This window comes from Rhizobium sp. BT-226, from assembly GCF_025847085.2.
GTDB classification, from domain to species: Bacteria; Pseudomonadota; Alphaproteobacteria; order Rhizobiales; family Rhizobiaceae; genus Rhizobium; species Rhizobium sophorae.
Map to the genome: position 1 here is coordinate 622,326 of NZ_JAOYTI010000002.1, position 15,139 is coordinate 637,464.

Consider the following 15,139-nt stretch of genomic DNA (forward strand, 5'->3'; position numbering starts at 1 on the left):
ATCGCTCAGTGGCGGAGCAGCCACTGACGATCAGCAGCAGTGACAGCGCAAGCGCGGTTCTTTTGCGAAAGCTGAAGCTCATAGGATTGGATCTCGGTTTCGAGTGTGTCTCTGGCGGCCTGCTCGGCGGCCGCGGCCGCGGCAAGGCGCTTGCGGTGCTCTTCGCCGGCCGCCGTCGCCGCATTGCGCTGGCGTTCCATCTCGGCGGCCCTCGCATCGGCAGCAGCCTTCTCGGCAACAAGGACATAGCCGGCACGCGCCTGCCTTGCCGCCGAGGGATAGCCGATCGAAACGGCATAGAGGTGATAGAGCAGAAGACCGGCGGCGAGGCCGGCGCCCATCTTGAGGGTGTCGAGGAGGCCGAACATCAGATACCCTCGAGGCAGAACTGGCGTTCTTTCTGCCGGCGCCGGGTGAGGCCCGGAAAGACGATGCCGGCCGCACGGTTCCACTTCAAAAGCGCCTCGCAGCCCTCGGCCGTCCTGCCCTGATTGATCAGCCTGACCGCGCTCGAGCCGCAGGCCGCCTTGACGCCGACATTATAGGCGAATGAGGTCAGCGCCACGAAGCGGGCATCCGGCAGGGGCACGCGCACGCAGCTTTCGACGCCCCCGGCATAGGTCTGCAGCTCCAGCGCCAGGAGCGCCCTGCACTGCTCCACCGTCTTGCGGTCCCCCGGCTTCACGCCATTGGTGCTGCCATAGCAGATCGTCCACGGCTTCCCCTGCGTCGCCGGATCGGGATAGGCATTCTGGCGCAGCCCCTCGAACGATCCGACGAGCGCCACGGCTATCGCAGCGGCGGCACTACCCTTCTGCAGGCGGTTTGCCATTCAGGTCTCCTGAGATTTTCTGCTGAACGAAGATGCGGGCGATGATCGCCGCAACGGCGAGAAGCCCTGTCGCCACCGACATGGCGAGCTGGATGTAGATGTTGCGGGACACCCAGGTGGCGGCGACGAAGGTGTAGACGGGCTCGATAGTGATGAAGAGCAGCGCCAGCACCATAAGGCGGACGCTCCAGGCGCGCCTCAGCACCGCGCGCCAGTTATGGACGAGCATGGGGTGGGCTCCGGATTTTGGATGTGACGACGCACCCGTGTCGAAGGAGACGGGCGACGCAATCCTGCCGCGATTGAAAGCGCTCCTAAACGTTACCCGCGTCAGGAGTTTATTGCATGCGGTGCATCAAGATGGCCAGTTGACGACGCTTGCTGCCCCTATGGCCTCCTCTGCATCGGCTGCCGCGTCGATCGCCTTCTTAATCCAAAGGCCGGCGCCGGTCGGATCGGGAAAGACGATGGCGGCGCGCCGTTTCACCTGAACAGCGCCTCGCAGCGCTCCGCGATGCGGGTGATGATCGGCGCAACGGCGAGAAGCTCTGTCGCCACCGACATGGCGAGCTGGATGTAAATCTTGCGGGACACCCAGGTGCGGCGACGAAGCTGTAGACGGGCTCGATGATGATGAGGAGCAGCACCAGCGCCATCAGCCGCACCGACCAGGGACGCTTCAGCACCTCGGGTAAGTTATGGACGAGCATGGGGAGTCCGGATTATAGACGGGAGCGATCGGACCCGCTCAGGTCGGATCATTGTTTTCCTATTGTGGTGTTTGTCGCCAGTCGGATAAGGTGGGGAATGAAATCCGATCAGCAGAGAGTTGTGGGGCTGGACACCGTTAGGGCGATTGCAGCCCTTTCCGTCGTATTCGCTCATCTTCTCGGGCCGTCGTTGCCTGGGGTTGCGAAGTACATTTTCACCGGCCACCCTGCCGTGATCGCCTTTTTCGTGGTTTCCGGCTTCTGCATCCATTATCCGTATCGGTTCCGTGACCTGCAGGTTGCGCCATTCCTCTCCGGCCGCTTCATCCGGATCGTACCGCCTGCGGCCGCCGCCTTCATCCTGGCTCAAGCGATGGGCATGAGGGCCTACAATCCAATAGACGGCTACATTCTATGGTCCGTCGTCTGCGAAGCCGTCTACTACTGCCTGTATCCGCTGATCCTACCGATATCGCGCCGGATCGGATGGCCGGTTCTTATCGCCGTTTCGGTCCTTGCCTCCTATGGCGTAGCAATTGGCCTCGGCTCGGACCAATATGGGAACGCTATGAAATATGGGCCGCAACTCAATTGGGTCGTCGGACTACCTGCCTGGCTTCTTGGCTGCTATCTCGCTGAAAATCTCGAGCGCCTGAAACTTCCAGGCAATGTTTGGGGCTGGCGTGTCGTGACTGCCGTAAGTGCTTCCGCACTTTATTGGGCGACGATGAACACTGCCGCCGGCTTTTACCTGACTATGGTGCCCTTCGCGGTGCTGGCGGGATGCTGGATACTGGCAGAGATCAGGAGCGCGACTGATCGAGGCCCTGTCAAGGCTCTGGAAAAGATCGGCGCCGCCTGCTTTTCCATCTACCTTATCCACGTCATCGCGGCGGCGGCTGTTGAACGGTTCGTGACACCGCCGATTGTCGTTTGCGCCCTCTCACTGGGACTCGTCTACCCGTTCTATCGATGGATCGAGAAGCCATGCCACGCCGCCGCGCGCCGTGCCAAAGAGAGAATGGAGCAGTTAGCGGCCAGACGTCGCTTGGAAGAGAGCGATCAGATCGCGATAGGCGACGGTGCGTAGCCCCTCAAAGGTGCTGAGGACCCCGATGCCTGCGGCAACGATCGCGCATGATCACTGGAGCACCGTGAGCTCCGCCGTCGCAGATTCTAGCGCAGCGACAAACCAAGGCGCCGCTGAACTCTTGGCCCCAGAAGGTGTTATGCTACTGCGAAGAAGCCGCCTAAGAAATGCTTGAGGCAGCACTGCCCCAACACTACGGACGTGCAATCATATGTGTTACATACGGTATTTAACGACTTTCGCTGGCGAGCCAACGGCGATTGCATAGGCGGGAATATCGGTCGTAACGACTGAGTTTGCTCCGATCACGGCTCCCGCTCCTATCGTAACGTTCATCAATATTTTGGCACCCGCGCCAATCCAGACATCATCGCCAATTTCGACAAAGCCGATTTCAGCCTTCTGAAGCCTGATTGGTACGTCTCGTCTCATGCCGTGGCTGTGGTCGATGATCTGGACATCTGAGCCGATAAGCACATCGTTGCCTATCGAAATGCGGTTCTTGGCCGTGATGACATTGCGTCGACCGATCACCGTATTGTTGCCGATGAAGACCTTCGGCTCCGGCATTGTCAGTTGAAAGAACGCTTCGTCTTGGATTGTGACGCCAGACCCGACTTTGAGAACCGCATGCTTCACCATGCGGAACTCTGCGCTGCGCTTTACCACGAGATCGTTACCGGCCGCTGTGAAGTAGCGAAACCGCTTATAGGCGGTAGTGATCCGCTGGATTGGTCCGCCTCTGTTTCGATATGATGCCTTGTCGATCTTCATGCGGGAGCTCTACTACGAAATCCTCCCGCATGGGAAGTGGAAGCCATCAGTACATACCCATAGGCTGCCTGTAGACCCATCCGACATAGACCTCAGTTAAAGCGACCGCGCGTGTCGAAGTATCCCTGCGTCGAAATGGTGTAAGAAGTCAATGACGTGGAAGAGGCAACGTTGTAGATTTGACCGGCAGAATTGGTCCGAATATCCATCTGTCGTGAGAATGCCTGCGACACAGCGGTATTGACGAAGTTCTGGCCAAACCCGGTTGACGCAGAGGGTAAGCTCGTCCCCAATGCTGGATCCCAATGGTTGATATTCGCGATCGCTCCGCCAGTGTTGACTATCTGAGCCACAATGCGAGCCATTACCGGGAAGGCTGGGGGCACTTTCAACGTTCTCAAGGCGGCGGCTGTGGCAATCGTGCTTACGTCAGTCGTCGGCACCTTGTATGCGAAGAAATCCCCATCTTGGACGAAACTCACCCATGCCCCAGATACCCTCAGGAGAGCTCCAATACGGCGCTTTCTGTCATAACTCCCAGGCATAGTGGGGGAGGTCGCGCTTGCGGAAAGAAGCGAGTCGACAACGCCTGTGTCCGATCGAGCGATGATATAAGGGTAGTACCATCCATCCGCGATTGCCCCGGTATCAAGCCAGCCATTGCCGGAGCCCACGGCCCACGCGACGCTTCCGGCCTTGATCAACATACTTGCAAGGCTCATGAGAGCTGGGGTTGCACCATCGCTTGCTGCCACACCGGCTGCGATATCGATCGAGTTTGTTGGATCGCCGGCATTGTTGGAAAGAGTCAGCCCGTAGATATGTCCAGCCGGCGCGGATGCCGCTACCGTCTTGAGCGTTGTCGCTATCCTGTCAGTGAAGAACGCCGTACCGCTGCAGATGATGAATGCCGAACAGCCGTTCGGAATGACGAGCTTAGCCGCACCGTCGATCGTCTCTGCCTCGCTGGGGTCAATCGTCACGGCGGCGCCGTCGGCGATCACCATATAATGCCAGTTGGCACCGAGTGTTGCGGCTGCTGTCAAGGTGACGGTAGCGACTGCAGTAAAACGATGTACTGCGGCATCATCGGATCCTACAGCTGTGTAATCCCCTGACTTCGAGGCGAAGACCATGGCGTGATCGAACGCGACATCAACGCCGTTCTGCGTGAAGCCGAGTAGCCCGCCACCCTTGAGATAAAGGCCGGTCTGAGGAACTGGAGCAAACCCGATACCGGGCGCAGACACGGTCCCGCTTGCAGCCTTCAGCGGTGCCACCATCGGCGCCGAGCCGTCGCGCGGCAGCGAATTTGTGATTTCGTTGCCGAGGTCGGTGGTCAAAGCGTTCCACGGCGCCGGGTCGATGACCTGGCCGACGGAAGGTGTCGTGCCGGCGGGTTTGGAATAGACGCCGGTTGATGGGTTTCTGGGCATTCATCGTCTCCAAAGAAAAAAGGCCCCGCGGATTGCGAGGCCATTGGGGTGGTGTGGCGACGGCGCGTGCATGGGCGGCCGTATTTTGCACCGGTTGAGCACCCGGAGATCGACAGCCTGGATCGGCCACCTCAAGATCGCGGATATGGCAATGCACCCGTCTCTTCTAAGGCAGGTATTTGAATTTGCCCCTTGTTGAGATCGGGCAACGGGGGAAGGCCGGACCCGAGAGAGCCGCCCGGTTTTCGGCTGTCCTGACCTACGTGGGACTACCGTCTCTTGAACAAGAGGTCGACTCCATAGACATCGGTGCGGGTGCCTGTCACGCCACTGTTGCGGCCCTCAAACCGAGCGGCCAGATCAAAGCCCATTTCATCGGCTATCCCGCTCAATGACGCTTCTGAAATGGTCTGGTGGGGGTAACGTATCTCAACGTTGTCGAATCCTTCAGGAACAGGACCAGCACCATTGTCGAAGAGCCGGGACGACTGGACGGTGAAGAGCTTCCTGTTCGAGAAGGAGTTCCTCGCCAAATAAGCATATCGAGTTGTCCTGCTCAAAGCCTCACGCCACAAAGTCTCTGGATCCGCAAGATATTGAAGCGTCCCGCTGCTGTAGAATACATCAAACGCAGCCGGCAATCGGTCAGAGTACACTATCCCCGGCCTTAAGACCTGCGCGGCATCCGCCATGGATTTCGTCTCTACGACTGTGAATGACCAGGCTGGGAACTGCTTTCGCAAGACGGCGCACATCTCACCAGCGGATCCGCCGAAATCAACGAACCGGCCGGACGGGATATCCATGATCGGCAGGAGATCCGCGGGAGGTTGAACATATGACTCTTCCTGACCAACGATCTGCCGCGACCGTTCTATCCGGAATGCCGTGAGATGCTTATCCCCATACGCCGGAGCTGCCGCCGCTGCTTTGCTCCACGAGTCGTACGATTTTTCCCGCCTCCGCCACCGATTGATGGCTGCAACTGCGGAACCAGGTAGAACCTTTTTGACGAGACGTTTGAGCATAAAAGCCTGCGTTTCAATTGTTGGTAAGTGCTAGTCGAGGATGAATTGACCCCCTACAACACAAACGACCGGCCCGCTACCCATAGTTTCAGATCAGCGCTCCCTCAATTTATAGTACCTACCGGTCTCCTATTTCCGGGGAGCACAGAGGCTTGTTTATTCCGGTGCGACCATCGGCGCCGAGCCGTCGCGCGGCAGCGAGTTGGTGATTTCATTGCCGAGGTCGGTGGTCAGCGCGTTCCACGAGACGGGGTCGATGACCTGGCCGACGGAGGGTGTCGTGCCGGCGGGCTTGGAATAAACGCCGGTGGATGGGTTTCTGGGCATTCACCTTCTCCAAAGGAAAAGGCTCCCCGCATCGCGAGGCCTCGAATCGTATAGTATCGGTTGCAGCGTGCAGAGTGATCCCGAGCCGAACCAACCGTCACACAGAGCGATCAAGATCGTCGCGATGGTCATCGCCATCGTGACGCTTGCCTCAGGGTCCCAGCTCAGGACCGGCCCCGTCAGGCGGGTGGTTGATCAGTTTCCGATCGAGTTGACCAAGTTTCTCGCCGGCGCTTTCACGGCGGGGCCGATTTGTTTCTTCATCGGGCGACAGAGTGCGCGTTGCGCGTTCCGGCCTTCCGAACCTTCGATCGACCCGATGCGAGACGATTTCCGGACCTTATGAAATAGGCCGCCGATATCCTCGTCAGGACGCCGTTCACGGCGTTCCTGCTGCCAATCCGTGGATGGAAGTAGGCGCGGGCGAACGGCGAGGGAATCTTCTCCAGCGTCATCAACTGCCTTCTGCCGGTCCGTCAGCGTGATGCCCTGGTCGGCCAGGTTGCGGAAATACTTTGCGAAAGCATCGGTGATGATGACGCCTTCGGGCGCGAGCGCATATTGCGGCTCCTTCCACCAGGGGAAGAAATGGAATTTGAAGTCCAGTTCGGTGAGCTTTGCCGCCTGGCGCTGCTTGACCTGGCCATCTTCGCAGAGCGTGTAGAAATGCCCTTCCTGGCCTTCCGCCGTGCTTTCGACGAAGACCAGCTGGCCCGCCTGCACCGTATTCAGCGCGCCGGTGCGGACTTCCCTCGCCTTGTCGGGATATTTCGCGCAAAGCTTTCCATATTCGGAAATATGAAGATATTGCAGCGTTCCCGAGCGTAGCGAGGTGCCGACACGGATGCTGGAATTGTTGCCAAGCAGCAGTTCGGTCTGGTTGGCTCTGACGACAGGCACGGCGTTGCGGATACCATCAGGCAGATTGTCATAGGGGTATTTGATCTTGTCCCGGAAGATCGTCTGCACGTCGCCCAGCGTGTGGGCGATCGTGCCGGCGCGGATATCCCGGTTGAAGACGCAGGCATCGAGAATGAAGATCTGGATGAAGGTGGTCAGGCCGAGCTGGCGGGCTTTCAGCAGTACATTGAGGTAATGCATCTGCTCGAAAAAGGTCATCTGCGTCCAGTTCATCTCGAACCTGACGCGTTTGCCCGATTTGTCGGTGATCCAATAGAGGTTGTTCAGACGCCAGCGCCAGTCGGAAAACTGGTCAACCGCCGTTTGGAAGTCCGCGCGTCTTGCCATTGATATCTTCCAGCAATTGCGAAACTTCGCCGGTGACAACGCCATGGTCGGGCTCGACCTTGGAACCGTATTTCTTCGGCCTCAGCTTCTCGGCGACCCACTGACGGGTGGCGATGCGAAGCTGCGAACGCCTTATGGCCTCGCCATTCTCCTGCCAGCCGGTGGTCTCGCCGCTCGCATTCTTCTTTTCGATCCAGTCGTCTGCGCGGTCATCGGCAATCTCGACCATCTCGTCGACAAAACCATCCGCCTGAATCTCGCGCGCCAGGGCGTATTTGGCCCGAAAACCGGCCTTCTCTTGATCGGCGAGCCAGGACAGCACGCTCGACATCGCCGGCATCCCTTCATCCCGGCAGATCGACCGCAGGCTTTCCCTGTCGGCGATGCGCTCGCAAATCCTGTCGGCAATCGCCTGGGTGAACTTCGTGGGTCTGCCCATGAGGCGCCGCTTCTGGAGGGTTCTAGAACAGCGCGACGATATTGGATGCCGTGGTCCCGGTCAGCGCCACGATGGCAGCATGAACTGGCAGGATCGTCCCGGCCGGCACGCTCTTGAAGATGACCGGATCCATGTCCCGGTGCGGCGCAATGGCGACATCGCCCGTCGTGCCGATATAGAGTGCGCGCGCGCCGACAATGGCAGTATCGTTCGGCGTCACCACTGCCGCCCGCGAGGCCGGAGCAATCGAAGGGTCCATTGCAGTTCTCCTTGAAAGAGGCGAGCGCTACCCGGCCCGATCCCGAGTGATCGAACATGAGAGTTCAGGCAATGAGGATGGGAGATCAATGATGATCTGCGGAAGCTGGACGGACGGTGACAGACACACCGATCGGAGGGCGGCGCCGACTTGGTCGACATCACCTTCTGGATTCAAATTTCGCAGCTTGGATTTGCGGTAGTCTTAACTGATTTGCCGGGGGGTGATCAAGAACTGATTGTGGCTCTCGCGCCAGTTCGAAACCAAGCCTGCTCGATCAAGTGGGCGCCAGATTACTCTACCCGCACCGACGACGGATTTGGCAAAACGCGCTCCCCAACCTCCGTCATCCCAGGCCTTGAGCCGAGGATCTATGCCCGCTGCTAGGGAGGCCAACGTAGATCCTCGGGACAAGCCCGAGGATGACGGAGCAAGGGGTAAGCTCTGCGGCAAATCTGCGGTGGTGGCTCAGTGACGCTGACGGATGTATTGGCGATCAGCGTGGTCTTGGTCAGCCTCGCGATCCGGTTCGGCATGTCACCGTTGATCGGCGGGCGCTGCCGACGTGGTTGTCGACATCACCTCTGATTTCAAATTTTGCAGCTTGGATTTACGGTAGTCATAACGGATGTGCCAGGGGGTGATCAAGGGCTTTTTCATCGCGGGTTACGTGCCGGTTTGAAACGACCCAGCCCGACCCAATCGACGGCAGAAAGCCTCACCGCTTTGCGAGCCTTCAGCTCCGGCGTACAATGAGCAGGCTGTTGATCCAACGGTGGAGAAGTTCAGTGAAAACCACGAGACTTTTTCTTTGCCTCGTCGCTTTTCTCAGCGTCACCTTCGCTGAAAACCCGGCTGATGCCGACGAACTGGTTCACTTCGAAAGCGCGCCCGTCAAACTCAGCCCGTTTCGAATCCGCAAGGCCAATGAACAGGGAGAGAGCCTCCCTCAACCGCAAGGTACGCCCCTGCTGGGATATCTATCCCGCCCCCGGGGTGATGGCCCCTTCCCGGCGGTCGTCCTCCTGCATGGATGCGAGGGTATGCGTCTGAGCATCAAAGACCTCTGGCCGAAACGACTGGTCGCATGGGGCTACGTCGTGCTCGCCGTCGATAGCCTCACCACCCGCAACCTCAAGGGCACGTGTCAAAGCCATCTCCCCGATCGCGTCTTCGACGCCTATGGCGCTTTGAATTTTTTATCGAAACAAAGCTTTGTCGATATCAGGCGCGTTGCCTTGATGGGCTTTTCAACGGGTGCCACGGCGACGCTGGAGGGGACAAAAATTGAAGGCAACGAACAGCTGATGGACGACAAATTCAAGGCGGCCATTGCCTACTATCCTCTCTGCGCGGCAACTCAGGGCGATGCGACGGTGCCGATCTTGATTTTGACTGGCGATCGAGACAATTGGAGCCCGGCCGACCGATGCCGGAAGAGGCTTGCCCGTCTGAGTGACAATAGTCCGCCCATCGAGCTCAACATCTACAAGGGTACCTACCACGATTTTGATGCCCCGGAATTTAAGGTGGGAAGGAGGGTGTTGGGCCACATCGAAAAATACAATCCAGACGCCGCGGGAAAGTCCATCCGCAGCGTTCACACATTCCTTCGAGAGTACCTTTCGAACTAGAGTCCGAGCTTTGTCCGCTTGAGCGCCAACCGGCTATCTCAGTCACGTTCCATAGGATCAAAATACAAGATCACATCACCGGTTGAACGCCTAGCGTAGCTCACCAAGCACGACGTAGCTTCTTGCTCGCAGTCCGATCTTCATAAAGCCTGCAGATTCACCACTTGCGCAGTCGTGTGGGGTATAACCCTTCGGCAACATCACATCGATCGATGAGGAAACCTCATGCTTTGCCAAGACATCAAGCTTTTCAGACCGTCTGAACGGCGCAATCTCGATAGTCTCCTTCCCAACGAGCACGAATGCAAAATGGCCCTCATCCGCAACGTAGTTGTTCGCGGCGAGATACATATTCACTCTGGCAGTTAACGCATCTTTGGAAGGCAATCGGTCTTGGTAGGGCTGGAGCAGGCAGACCACCTGGGCATCAAAGGACGATAGATCCGAAAACTTCGCGGTCTTGCCAATTGGGATGCTTTTGAAAGCATCGTCATCCAAGGAAGCAGCATTGGCCAACGGCCCGCAAACAATCCATGCCATCGAAACCAATAAACCAATAAACCTCACGAGGTTCATTCGCGTCCGTACCTCCTGCGTCGATACTTGATACAACCCTGTGTTGATCGCGCTGTCAACAAGGCCCGGCGCCCAGTTGGCCAAGCGCTTTTTATCCGGCAGCCAGGTCAGATCCGATGCGAGCGCGCTGCGGGTGAACGCGTCGACCGCTGGAGCCTCGGCGGTGGGGTTTCCCGAGCGCGGGTTGCTGCAGTTTTTCTTGGTCACTTTTGCGCCTGCCACGTCCGCGGCTTATTCTACGGTTTTTTGAGAACCGACGTCTCGACCCAAGTATTCAACAGGTCTTTACCAACGACGACGACCGTCATCCACGTATTCTCACCCTCGATCAAATAGGCCGTGCCGCTTTCCTTGCGGTCTTTCGTGACTGAACCCAACGAGGCTGCCGCGAGCCCGGCTTCGAAGGCTTCGAACTCAGCGCTCGAACAACGGAGATCCTCGGAACGATCCGCCGCCAGGACGCCAAAATAATCGAGTGAACAGGTGGCAGAAAAGAGGTTTCGGTATTCCCGATAAAACATGGCGAACCGCAGTCCGCTCGACATCGTGTATTGCTCGCTGCCGGTTCGAGGCTCAGAGGTCCGGTTGACGGGAGAAGAAGGCGCTTCAACGGTCCAATCGCCTCGATCGACGCCGTTTTGCAGGGCAGCCAGGCTTCGGCCATTCAACACGCAAAGCTTCAACGTATCATTGAGAGTGCACGCAACCACCCCCTCCCCACTCAACACGATCGCAATCACCAAAGCTGCAAAGAAACGCACTCGACCATCCCCCAAATCATCACCATCAAACCCACCGGCACCGTAGTTCGGATGCCGGAGAAAACAAGGCGGCGGCGCCATAGCAACTTGCTATAATCACATGGTTGAGCTAGATTGCGGCCATAGCAAAATGCGATGCGCGATTCCGGATCTATGCACGTCATTACACAGAAAAAGATCTGGGAAGCGAAAGACCGATGGCCGCAGGCGACCAATGCCCTGGATAGTTGGTATCGGCTCATGAAGTCGTCGGAGCCGACTGACTTCGCTGACATGAAGTCACTCTTTCCGGCAACCGACAAGGTCGGACGGCACCATGTATTCGACATTGGCGGCAACAAGCTGCGATTGATCGCGGTGGTCCATTACACATTCAAGAAGGTCTATCTCCAGAAGATTATGGACCATGCGGAATACGACAAAGGAACATGGAAGGCTTAGCCCGATGAGCGCACTTGTAAAACTGATCAGCGAGCACTGGACGCATGTAGCCCCTCTTCTTGCCATGCCGACCAATGACGCTGAATATGATCGTCTCGTGGAGCAACTTGACGAGATCCTGGCTGAAGTCGGCGACGACGAGGGTCATCCTTTGGCGTTGCTTGCATCGCGTATGGGAGACCTTGTCGAGGCCTATGACGAGCAAAACCGCCCAATGCCTCCGGTGACCGGAGCTGATGCACTGCGTTACATCATGGAAGAGCGGAATCTTGGCCAGTCCGAGGTGCCGGAAGTCGGCGCTCAGTCCGTCGTGTCCGAGATTCTCAGAGGAAAGAGACAAATCAACGTCCGACAAGCTCGTGCGCTGAGTGAGCGATTCTTGATTCCAGCGACGGTATTTCTATCGCTTTGAAGATGGACATGCATGGCGGCGCTCAAGGGAAGATGCCCGCCATTTTGAGTTTGCCGCAGAATACCGACATCGCTTTCGCGACGCCCTCGCTGCAGGGAAACTTGAACGGTCGCGTGGCTTCCTCGGTCAAAACCGGCTCGCCTGTTGCGGCATCACGGCCGGTGACATGCTTCGTCAGCAGGATGCCGCAGGCCTCGCCGGCGGTCTCGTCGATCGCCATCTGGACATCGCCAAGATAGGTATCGCTGGGGATGTCGATGATGAAGGCCGTGAAAAATCTCACGCCTCGGCTCCCCGCCACGGCCTTGACCAGGCTTGCATGCGCCTCGGAGACCTCAATCTCCTTCTCTGGCGGCCACATCACATCACTTGCAGGCCACTCATCATCTTCCACGGCTTCGCCGATCGGCTGCTCGCGCATATCCGCTCTCCACATCTTCGGTTTTCAGATGGCGGCCGCCGCGCCGATGTTCTTATTATGTTCTGATAGCGGGGAGAGTCAAGACGGATGTTTTGGTATGCGCTGCCCTCCAGTGCAACCGCCAGAGAACGGGCATGATCAAGAGATCTGCACCGTCCCCCGGCCCTGCCTTAAAACCCCGCTTGAGCACGACCTTGCCCGGGGCTCCGGCTGCGACCGCATTCTGCGCCGTCACGCTAGGCACCGCTCCTGGCAGGGCTGAGGTGGGTCAGTACGCAGCGCCACCTGTTACCCTCCCGGTGATAGACGTCGGTGATCCATTCGTCGGCTGATATCGGTTCGCCGCGGAACATGCCGGTGTTCTGCCCGCGACCGGTAACCGTGGCGACATTGCCGAGCAGATGGACGTGATGCGTCGTCTTGGTCATCGTGTCATGGCTCAGGACACCGGATCCGATCGCCGAAAGAATAGCCTGTGCAGGGATTGGGCCACGCTCAGGCGTCACCAGCACCCAGTCCTTCGTGATGCAGGCGGCGATCCGGGCGGGATCGTTGGAAACCATCGCCGCGTTGAAGGCGCGCTCAGCCGCCTCGAGCGCTGCAAGGGCTGCGGCACTCACGCCGACATGTCCTCGTTCCAGCGGCGTTGCATCTCCTCGGGCGTGACCTGCTCGATGGTTTGCGACAACATCCAGCGATGACCGAAGGGATCAAGCACCTGCGCCACCCGCTCGCCAAAACTCTGGTCGGTCGCCGGGCGCAACATCGTCGCCCCGGCCGACAGCGCCTGCGCCAATGCTTCGTCGGTCGACACCGTGTCCATGTGGAAGGTTACCGGTGAGCCTCCGATGGTATCGGGAGACAGGGCGCCGAAGTCCGGATATTCGTCTGCCAGCATCATCAGCGTCTCTCCGAAACGCAGCTCGGCATGGCCGATCCGCCCATCCGAAGGATCGGTCATGCGGAAGACTTCCGTGGCGCCGAAAGCCGCCTTGTAGAAATCGATGGCGCGTGCCGCATCCTTGACGATGAAGTAGGCGCTCACTTTTCGGGCAAAACTCGGCATGGATGATCCTCCTTGACTGGTTCCTTTATTAACGTTACGTATCGTAATGATATGAGTCAAGAGAATAACGCAACACCGAAGAAACGAGGGCGGCCGCCAAGCGCGGCCGCGCAGAGGCGTGCCTTGGAGGCCGCCCATGAAATCCTGATGGCCGAAGGTTTTGGCCGCATGACGATCGAAGCCGTGGCGGCGCGGTCCGGTGTCGGCAAGCCGACGATCTACCGCTCCTGGGCCAACGCGCAGGAACTGGCGATGGCCGCTCTTCTGGTCAACCGGCTACCGGAAGCGGAGGTCGGAGGGGCCACGGCGCAGGCGGCTCTCGGCGCACAGATGAGCGGACTGGTGACTGCCTTTGCGAGCACGCGCGGGCGGCAGATCACCATGGCACTTGCGGCCGCCGACCCGGAAAGCGAATTCACCAAGGCCTTCCGCAATCAGGTGATCCTGTCGAGCCGCAACGCGGGTCGTGTCATCCTGGAGGAGGCTCTGGCTCGAGGAGAGATCGTTCCGCCGCCTGATATGGAGGCGCTGCTCGACATGATCTACGGACCGGTCTTCTTCCGGCTGCTGGTCGGCCATCGCCCGGTCTCGCCGGAGTTCGGCGATGCGATCGTCAGGACCGCGCTGCGGGCCGTTGCACCGTCGGGGACGTGAGACCCTCACGTCGCGATGGGCGAAGCCGACGGCTGCGCAGGCGGCCTAGCCGTGATCGTCGCCCAGTTCGCCAAGATGGCGCTGGACCCACTTGATCTCTTCCGATGCCGTGCGCCCGAAATGCCGTTTGAAGTCGCGGCTGAACTGCGCGGGGCTGGCGTAGCCGACCGAAGCCGCGACCTCGGCGATCGTTCTCGTCCGGCGCGCGATCATCAATCTCGCTTCGTGAAGCCGCATCGCCTTGACGTATTGCATCGGGCTGTTGCCGGTCAGACCCTTGAAATGGACATGGTAGGAGGGAACGCTCATCCCCACATCCCTTGCCAGATCGGTGACCGCGATCTCCAGGCCATAGTTTTCCCGCAACCAGGCCAGGCTCTGAATGATCTTTCCGGATCTGCCTTTCTGGTGAAGGGCAGCGATCATCGCGCCGCCTTGCGGACCGACCAGGACCCGGTAGTGCAGTTCGCGCAGAATGCCGGCGCCAAGTACATCCGTCTCGATGCTGCTGCCAAGCGCCGTCAGCAGGCGCAGCAGGACATCCTCGATATCGCCGGACATCCTGCTCGACACGAGACTTCTCGGCTCGTCGCCTGGCAGTTCGGCATGGTTTTCCACCTGCAGTGCGATCTCGGCCGCCATCTGCATATCGAACTCGACATAGACCGCAAGCAATGGCCGCTCGGGACTGGCCGTCGACGTCATCCGGAATGGAACGGGCAGCGACACCGCCAGATAATGCTCCTCGTCATAGAGGAAGACCTCGCCTTCGAGGATGCCTTGCTTGCTCCCCTGCAGGACGAAAACCGCGCCCGGCTTATAGAGCACCGGGATGTCGTGGAGCACGGCTTCGGTGCGCAAGATGCGGACGGAAGCAAGCGCGGTCGGATTATATCCGTGACGAGGCGCGAGACGTCCGGCCAAGGCGACCATCTCCCCTCGCCTGGATGGGCGGCGATCGCCCTTCATAGGATTTGGCAACATTTTGAGAGAATCCGCAGTCGATGCGACGGTTTCTCCATACTATTTGT

21 protein-coding genes and 2 pseudogenes are annotated in these 15,139 nt (G+C 58.9%); 5 read left to right on the plus strand and 18 right to left on the minus strand.

The genetic code is table 11. The annotated features are described in order from the left end of the window. Positions 1 to 5 precede the first annotated feature (5 nt). From OIU37_RS13225 to OIU37_RS13245, 5 genes and pseudogenes are all read right to left on the minus strand, one after another. Positions 6 to 368, minus strand: a complete 363-nt coding sequence (locus OIU37_RS13225; RefSeq protein WP_264257680.1) for a DUF2486 family protein — start codon at positions 366 to 368, stop codon at positions 6 to 8. Continuing rightward, positions 368 to 832 (minus strand): lysozyme, encoded by a 465-nt coding sequence (locus tag OIU37_RS13230; protein WP_264257681.1) that lies wholly within the window; start codon positions 830 to 832, stop codon positions 368 to 370. Before OIU37_RS13230 ends, OIU37_RS13225 begins: the two co-directional genes overlap by 1 nt. Further along, complete coding sequence (locus OIU37_RS13235) at positions 807 to 1,061, minus strand: hypothetical protein (protein ID WP_168315653.1); 255 nt, start codon at positions 1,059 to 1,061, stop codon at positions 807 to 809. The genes OIU37_RS13230 and OIU37_RS13235 overlap by 26 nt, the downstream gene beginning before the upstream one ends. Before the next feature lie 126 nt (positions 1,062 to 1,187). Then, a complete protein-coding gene (locus OIU37_RS13240) occupies positions 1,188 to 1,319 on the minus strand; it encodes a hypothetical protein (protein WP_264257682.1) in 132 nt (43 codons plus the stop codon). Next, positions 1,316 to 1,542 (minus strand): annotated as a pseudogene (locus tag OIU37_RS13245) (hypothetical protein). The gene OIU37_RS13240 and the pseudogene OIU37_RS13245 overlap by 4 nt, the downstream one beginning before the upstream one ends. Before the next feature lie 97 nt (positions 1,543 to 1,639). On the opposite strand from OIU37_RS13245, the gene OIU37_RS13250 reads away from it, so the two are divergent. Next, positions 1,640 to 2,632, plus strand: a complete 993-nt coding sequence (locus OIU37_RS13250; protein WP_264257683.1) for an acyltransferase — start codon at positions 1,640 to 1,642, stop codon at positions 2,630 to 2,632. 216 nt (positions 2,633 to 2,848) lie between these two features. Here the strand turns inward: OIU37_RS13250 and OIU37_RS13255 are convergent, their stop codons facing one another. The 7 genes and pseudogenes from OIU37_RS13255 to OIU37_RS13285 form a co-directional block, all read right to left on the minus strand. Beyond that, positions 2,849 to 3,406 carry a DapH/DapD/GlmU-related protein gene (locus tag OIU37_RS13255; protein ID WP_264257684.1) on the minus strand — a complete coding sequence of 186 codons (558 nt, stop codon included), beginning with the start codon at positions 3,404 to 3,406 and terminating at the stop codon, positions 2,849 to 2,851. Between the two features lie 92 nt (positions 3,407 to 3,498). Beyond that, positions 3,499 to 4,842 (minus strand): hypothetical protein, encoded by a 1,344-nt coding sequence (locus OIU37_RS13260; protein WP_264257685.1) that lies wholly within the window; start codon positions 4,840 to 4,842, stop codon positions 3,499 to 3,501. A gap of 269 nt (positions 4,843 to 5,111) precedes the next feature. Next, on the minus strand, positions 5,112 to 5,870 hold the full coding sequence (locus OIU37_RS13265) for a hypothetical protein (protein ID WP_264257686.1): 759 nt from the start codon (positions 5,868 to 5,870) through the stop codon (positions 5,112 to 5,114). Between the two features lie 156 nt (positions 5,871 to 6,026). Beyond that, complete coding sequence (locus tag OIU37_RS13270) at positions 6,027 to 6,197, minus strand: hypothetical protein (RefSeq protein WP_168315480.1); 171 nt, start codon at positions 6,195 to 6,197, stop codon at positions 6,027 to 6,029. Positions 6,198 to 6,599: 402 nt separating this feature from the next. Continuing rightward, positions 6,600 to 7,445 (minus strand): annotated as a pseudogene (locus OIU37_RS13275) (terminase); the annotation flags it as partial. Beyond that, positions 7,411 to 7,884: a terminase small subunit protein gene (locus OIU37_RS13280; protein WP_264257687.1), complete on the minus strand. Its 474-nt coding sequence runs from the start codon at positions 7,882 to 7,884 to the stop codon at positions 7,411 to 7,413. The pseudogene OIU37_RS13275 and the gene OIU37_RS13280, both read right to left, overlap by 35 nt. Positions 7,885 to 7,906: 22 nt before the next feature. After that, complete coding sequence (locus OIU37_RS13285) at positions 7,907 to 8,143, minus strand: hypothetical protein (RefSeq protein WP_264257688.1); 237 nt, start codon at positions 8,141 to 8,143, stop codon at positions 7,907 to 7,909. 752 nt (positions 8,144 to 8,895) lie between these two features. Between OIU37_RS13285 and OIU37_RS13290 the strand changes: the two genes are divergently transcribed. Beyond that, positions 8,896 to 9,777 carry a dienelactone hydrolase family protein gene (locus OIU37_RS13290; protein WP_264257689.1) on the plus strand — a complete coding sequence of 294 codons (882 nt, stop codon included), beginning with the start codon at positions 8,896 to 8,898 and terminating at the stop codon, positions 9,775 to 9,777. 90 nt (positions 9,778 to 9,867) lie between these two features. Here the strand turns inward: OIU37_RS13290 and OIU37_RS13295 are convergent, their stop codons facing one another. Together OIU37_RS13295 and OIU37_RS13300 are read right to left on the minus strand one after the other, a co-directional pair. After that, a complete protein-coding gene (locus OIU37_RS13295; RefSeq protein ID WP_319004744.1) occupies positions 9,868 to 10,437 on the minus strand; it encodes a hypothetical protein in 570 nt (189 codons plus the stop codon). A 152-nt stretch (positions 10,438 to 10,589) separates the two neighbouring features. Further along, positions 10,590 to 11,195: a hypothetical protein gene (locus OIU37_RS13300; RefSeq protein WP_264257691.1), complete on the minus strand. Its 606-nt coding sequence runs from the start codon at positions 11,193 to 11,195 to the stop codon at positions 10,590 to 10,592. Positions 11,196 to 11,249: 54 nt separating this feature from the next. Here OIU37_RS13300 and OIU37_RS13305 point away from each other — a divergent pair, with 54 nt between their 5' ends. Further along, positions 11,250 to 11,555, plus strand: a complete 306-nt coding sequence (locus tag OIU37_RS13305; RefSeq protein WP_240602204.1) for a type II toxin-antitoxin system HigB family toxin — start codon at positions 11,250 to 11,252, stop codon at positions 11,553 to 11,555. A 4-nt stretch (positions 11,556 to 11,559) separates the two neighbouring features. After that, the gene (locus OIU37_RS13310; protein WP_264257692.1) at positions 11,560 to 11,967 is read left to right on the plus strand and encodes a type II toxin-antitoxin system HigA family antitoxin; all 408 of its coding nucleotides are present in this window, start codon (positions 11,560 to 11,562) and stop codon (positions 11,965 to 11,967) included. A 22-nt stretch (positions 11,968 to 11,989) separates the two neighbouring features. On the opposite strand, the gene OIU37_RS13315 is transcribed toward OIU37_RS13310, so the two are convergent. The 3 genes from OIU37_RS13315 to OIU37_RS13325 all read right to left on the minus strand — a co-directional run bounded on the left by OIU37_RS13315 (position 11,990) and on the right by OIU37_RS13325 (position 13,454). Then, positions 11,990 to 12,388, minus strand: coding sequence for a hypothetical protein (locus OIU37_RS13315; protein WP_264257693.1), 399 nt, complete (start codon positions 12,386 to 12,388; stop codon positions 11,990 to 11,992). Positions 12,389 to 12,624: 236 nt separating this feature from the next. Next, positions 12,625 to 13,008, minus strand: a complete 384-nt coding sequence (locus OIU37_RS13320; RefSeq protein ID WP_264257694.1) for a nuclear transport factor 2 family protein — start codon at positions 13,006 to 13,008, stop codon at positions 12,625 to 12,627. Further along, positions 13,005 to 13,454 carry a VOC family protein gene (locus tag OIU37_RS13325; protein ID WP_264257695.1) on the minus strand — a complete coding sequence of 150 codons (450 nt, stop codon included), beginning with the start codon at positions 13,452 to 13,454 and terminating at the stop codon, positions 13,005 to 13,007. Before OIU37_RS13325 ends, OIU37_RS13320 begins: the two co-directional genes overlap by 4 nt. 51 nt (positions 13,455 to 13,505) lie before the next feature. On the opposite strand from OIU37_RS13325, the gene OIU37_RS13330 reads away from it, so the two are divergent. After that, on the plus strand, positions 13,506 to 14,108 hold the full coding sequence (locus tag OIU37_RS13330) for a TetR/AcrR family transcriptional regulator (RefSeq protein ID WP_168315632.1): 603 nt from the start codon (positions 13,506 to 13,508) through the stop codon (positions 14,106 to 14,108). Positions 14,109 to 14,153: 45 nt separating this feature from the next. Here OIU37_RS13330 and OIU37_RS13335 read toward each other — a convergent pair whose 3' ends face one another. Beyond that, a complete protein-coding gene (locus OIU37_RS13335) occupies positions 14,154 to 15,092 on the minus strand; it encodes an AraC family transcriptional regulator (protein WP_264257696.1) in 939 nt (312 codons plus the stop codon). Positions 15,093 to 15,139 lie beyond the last annotated feature (47 nt).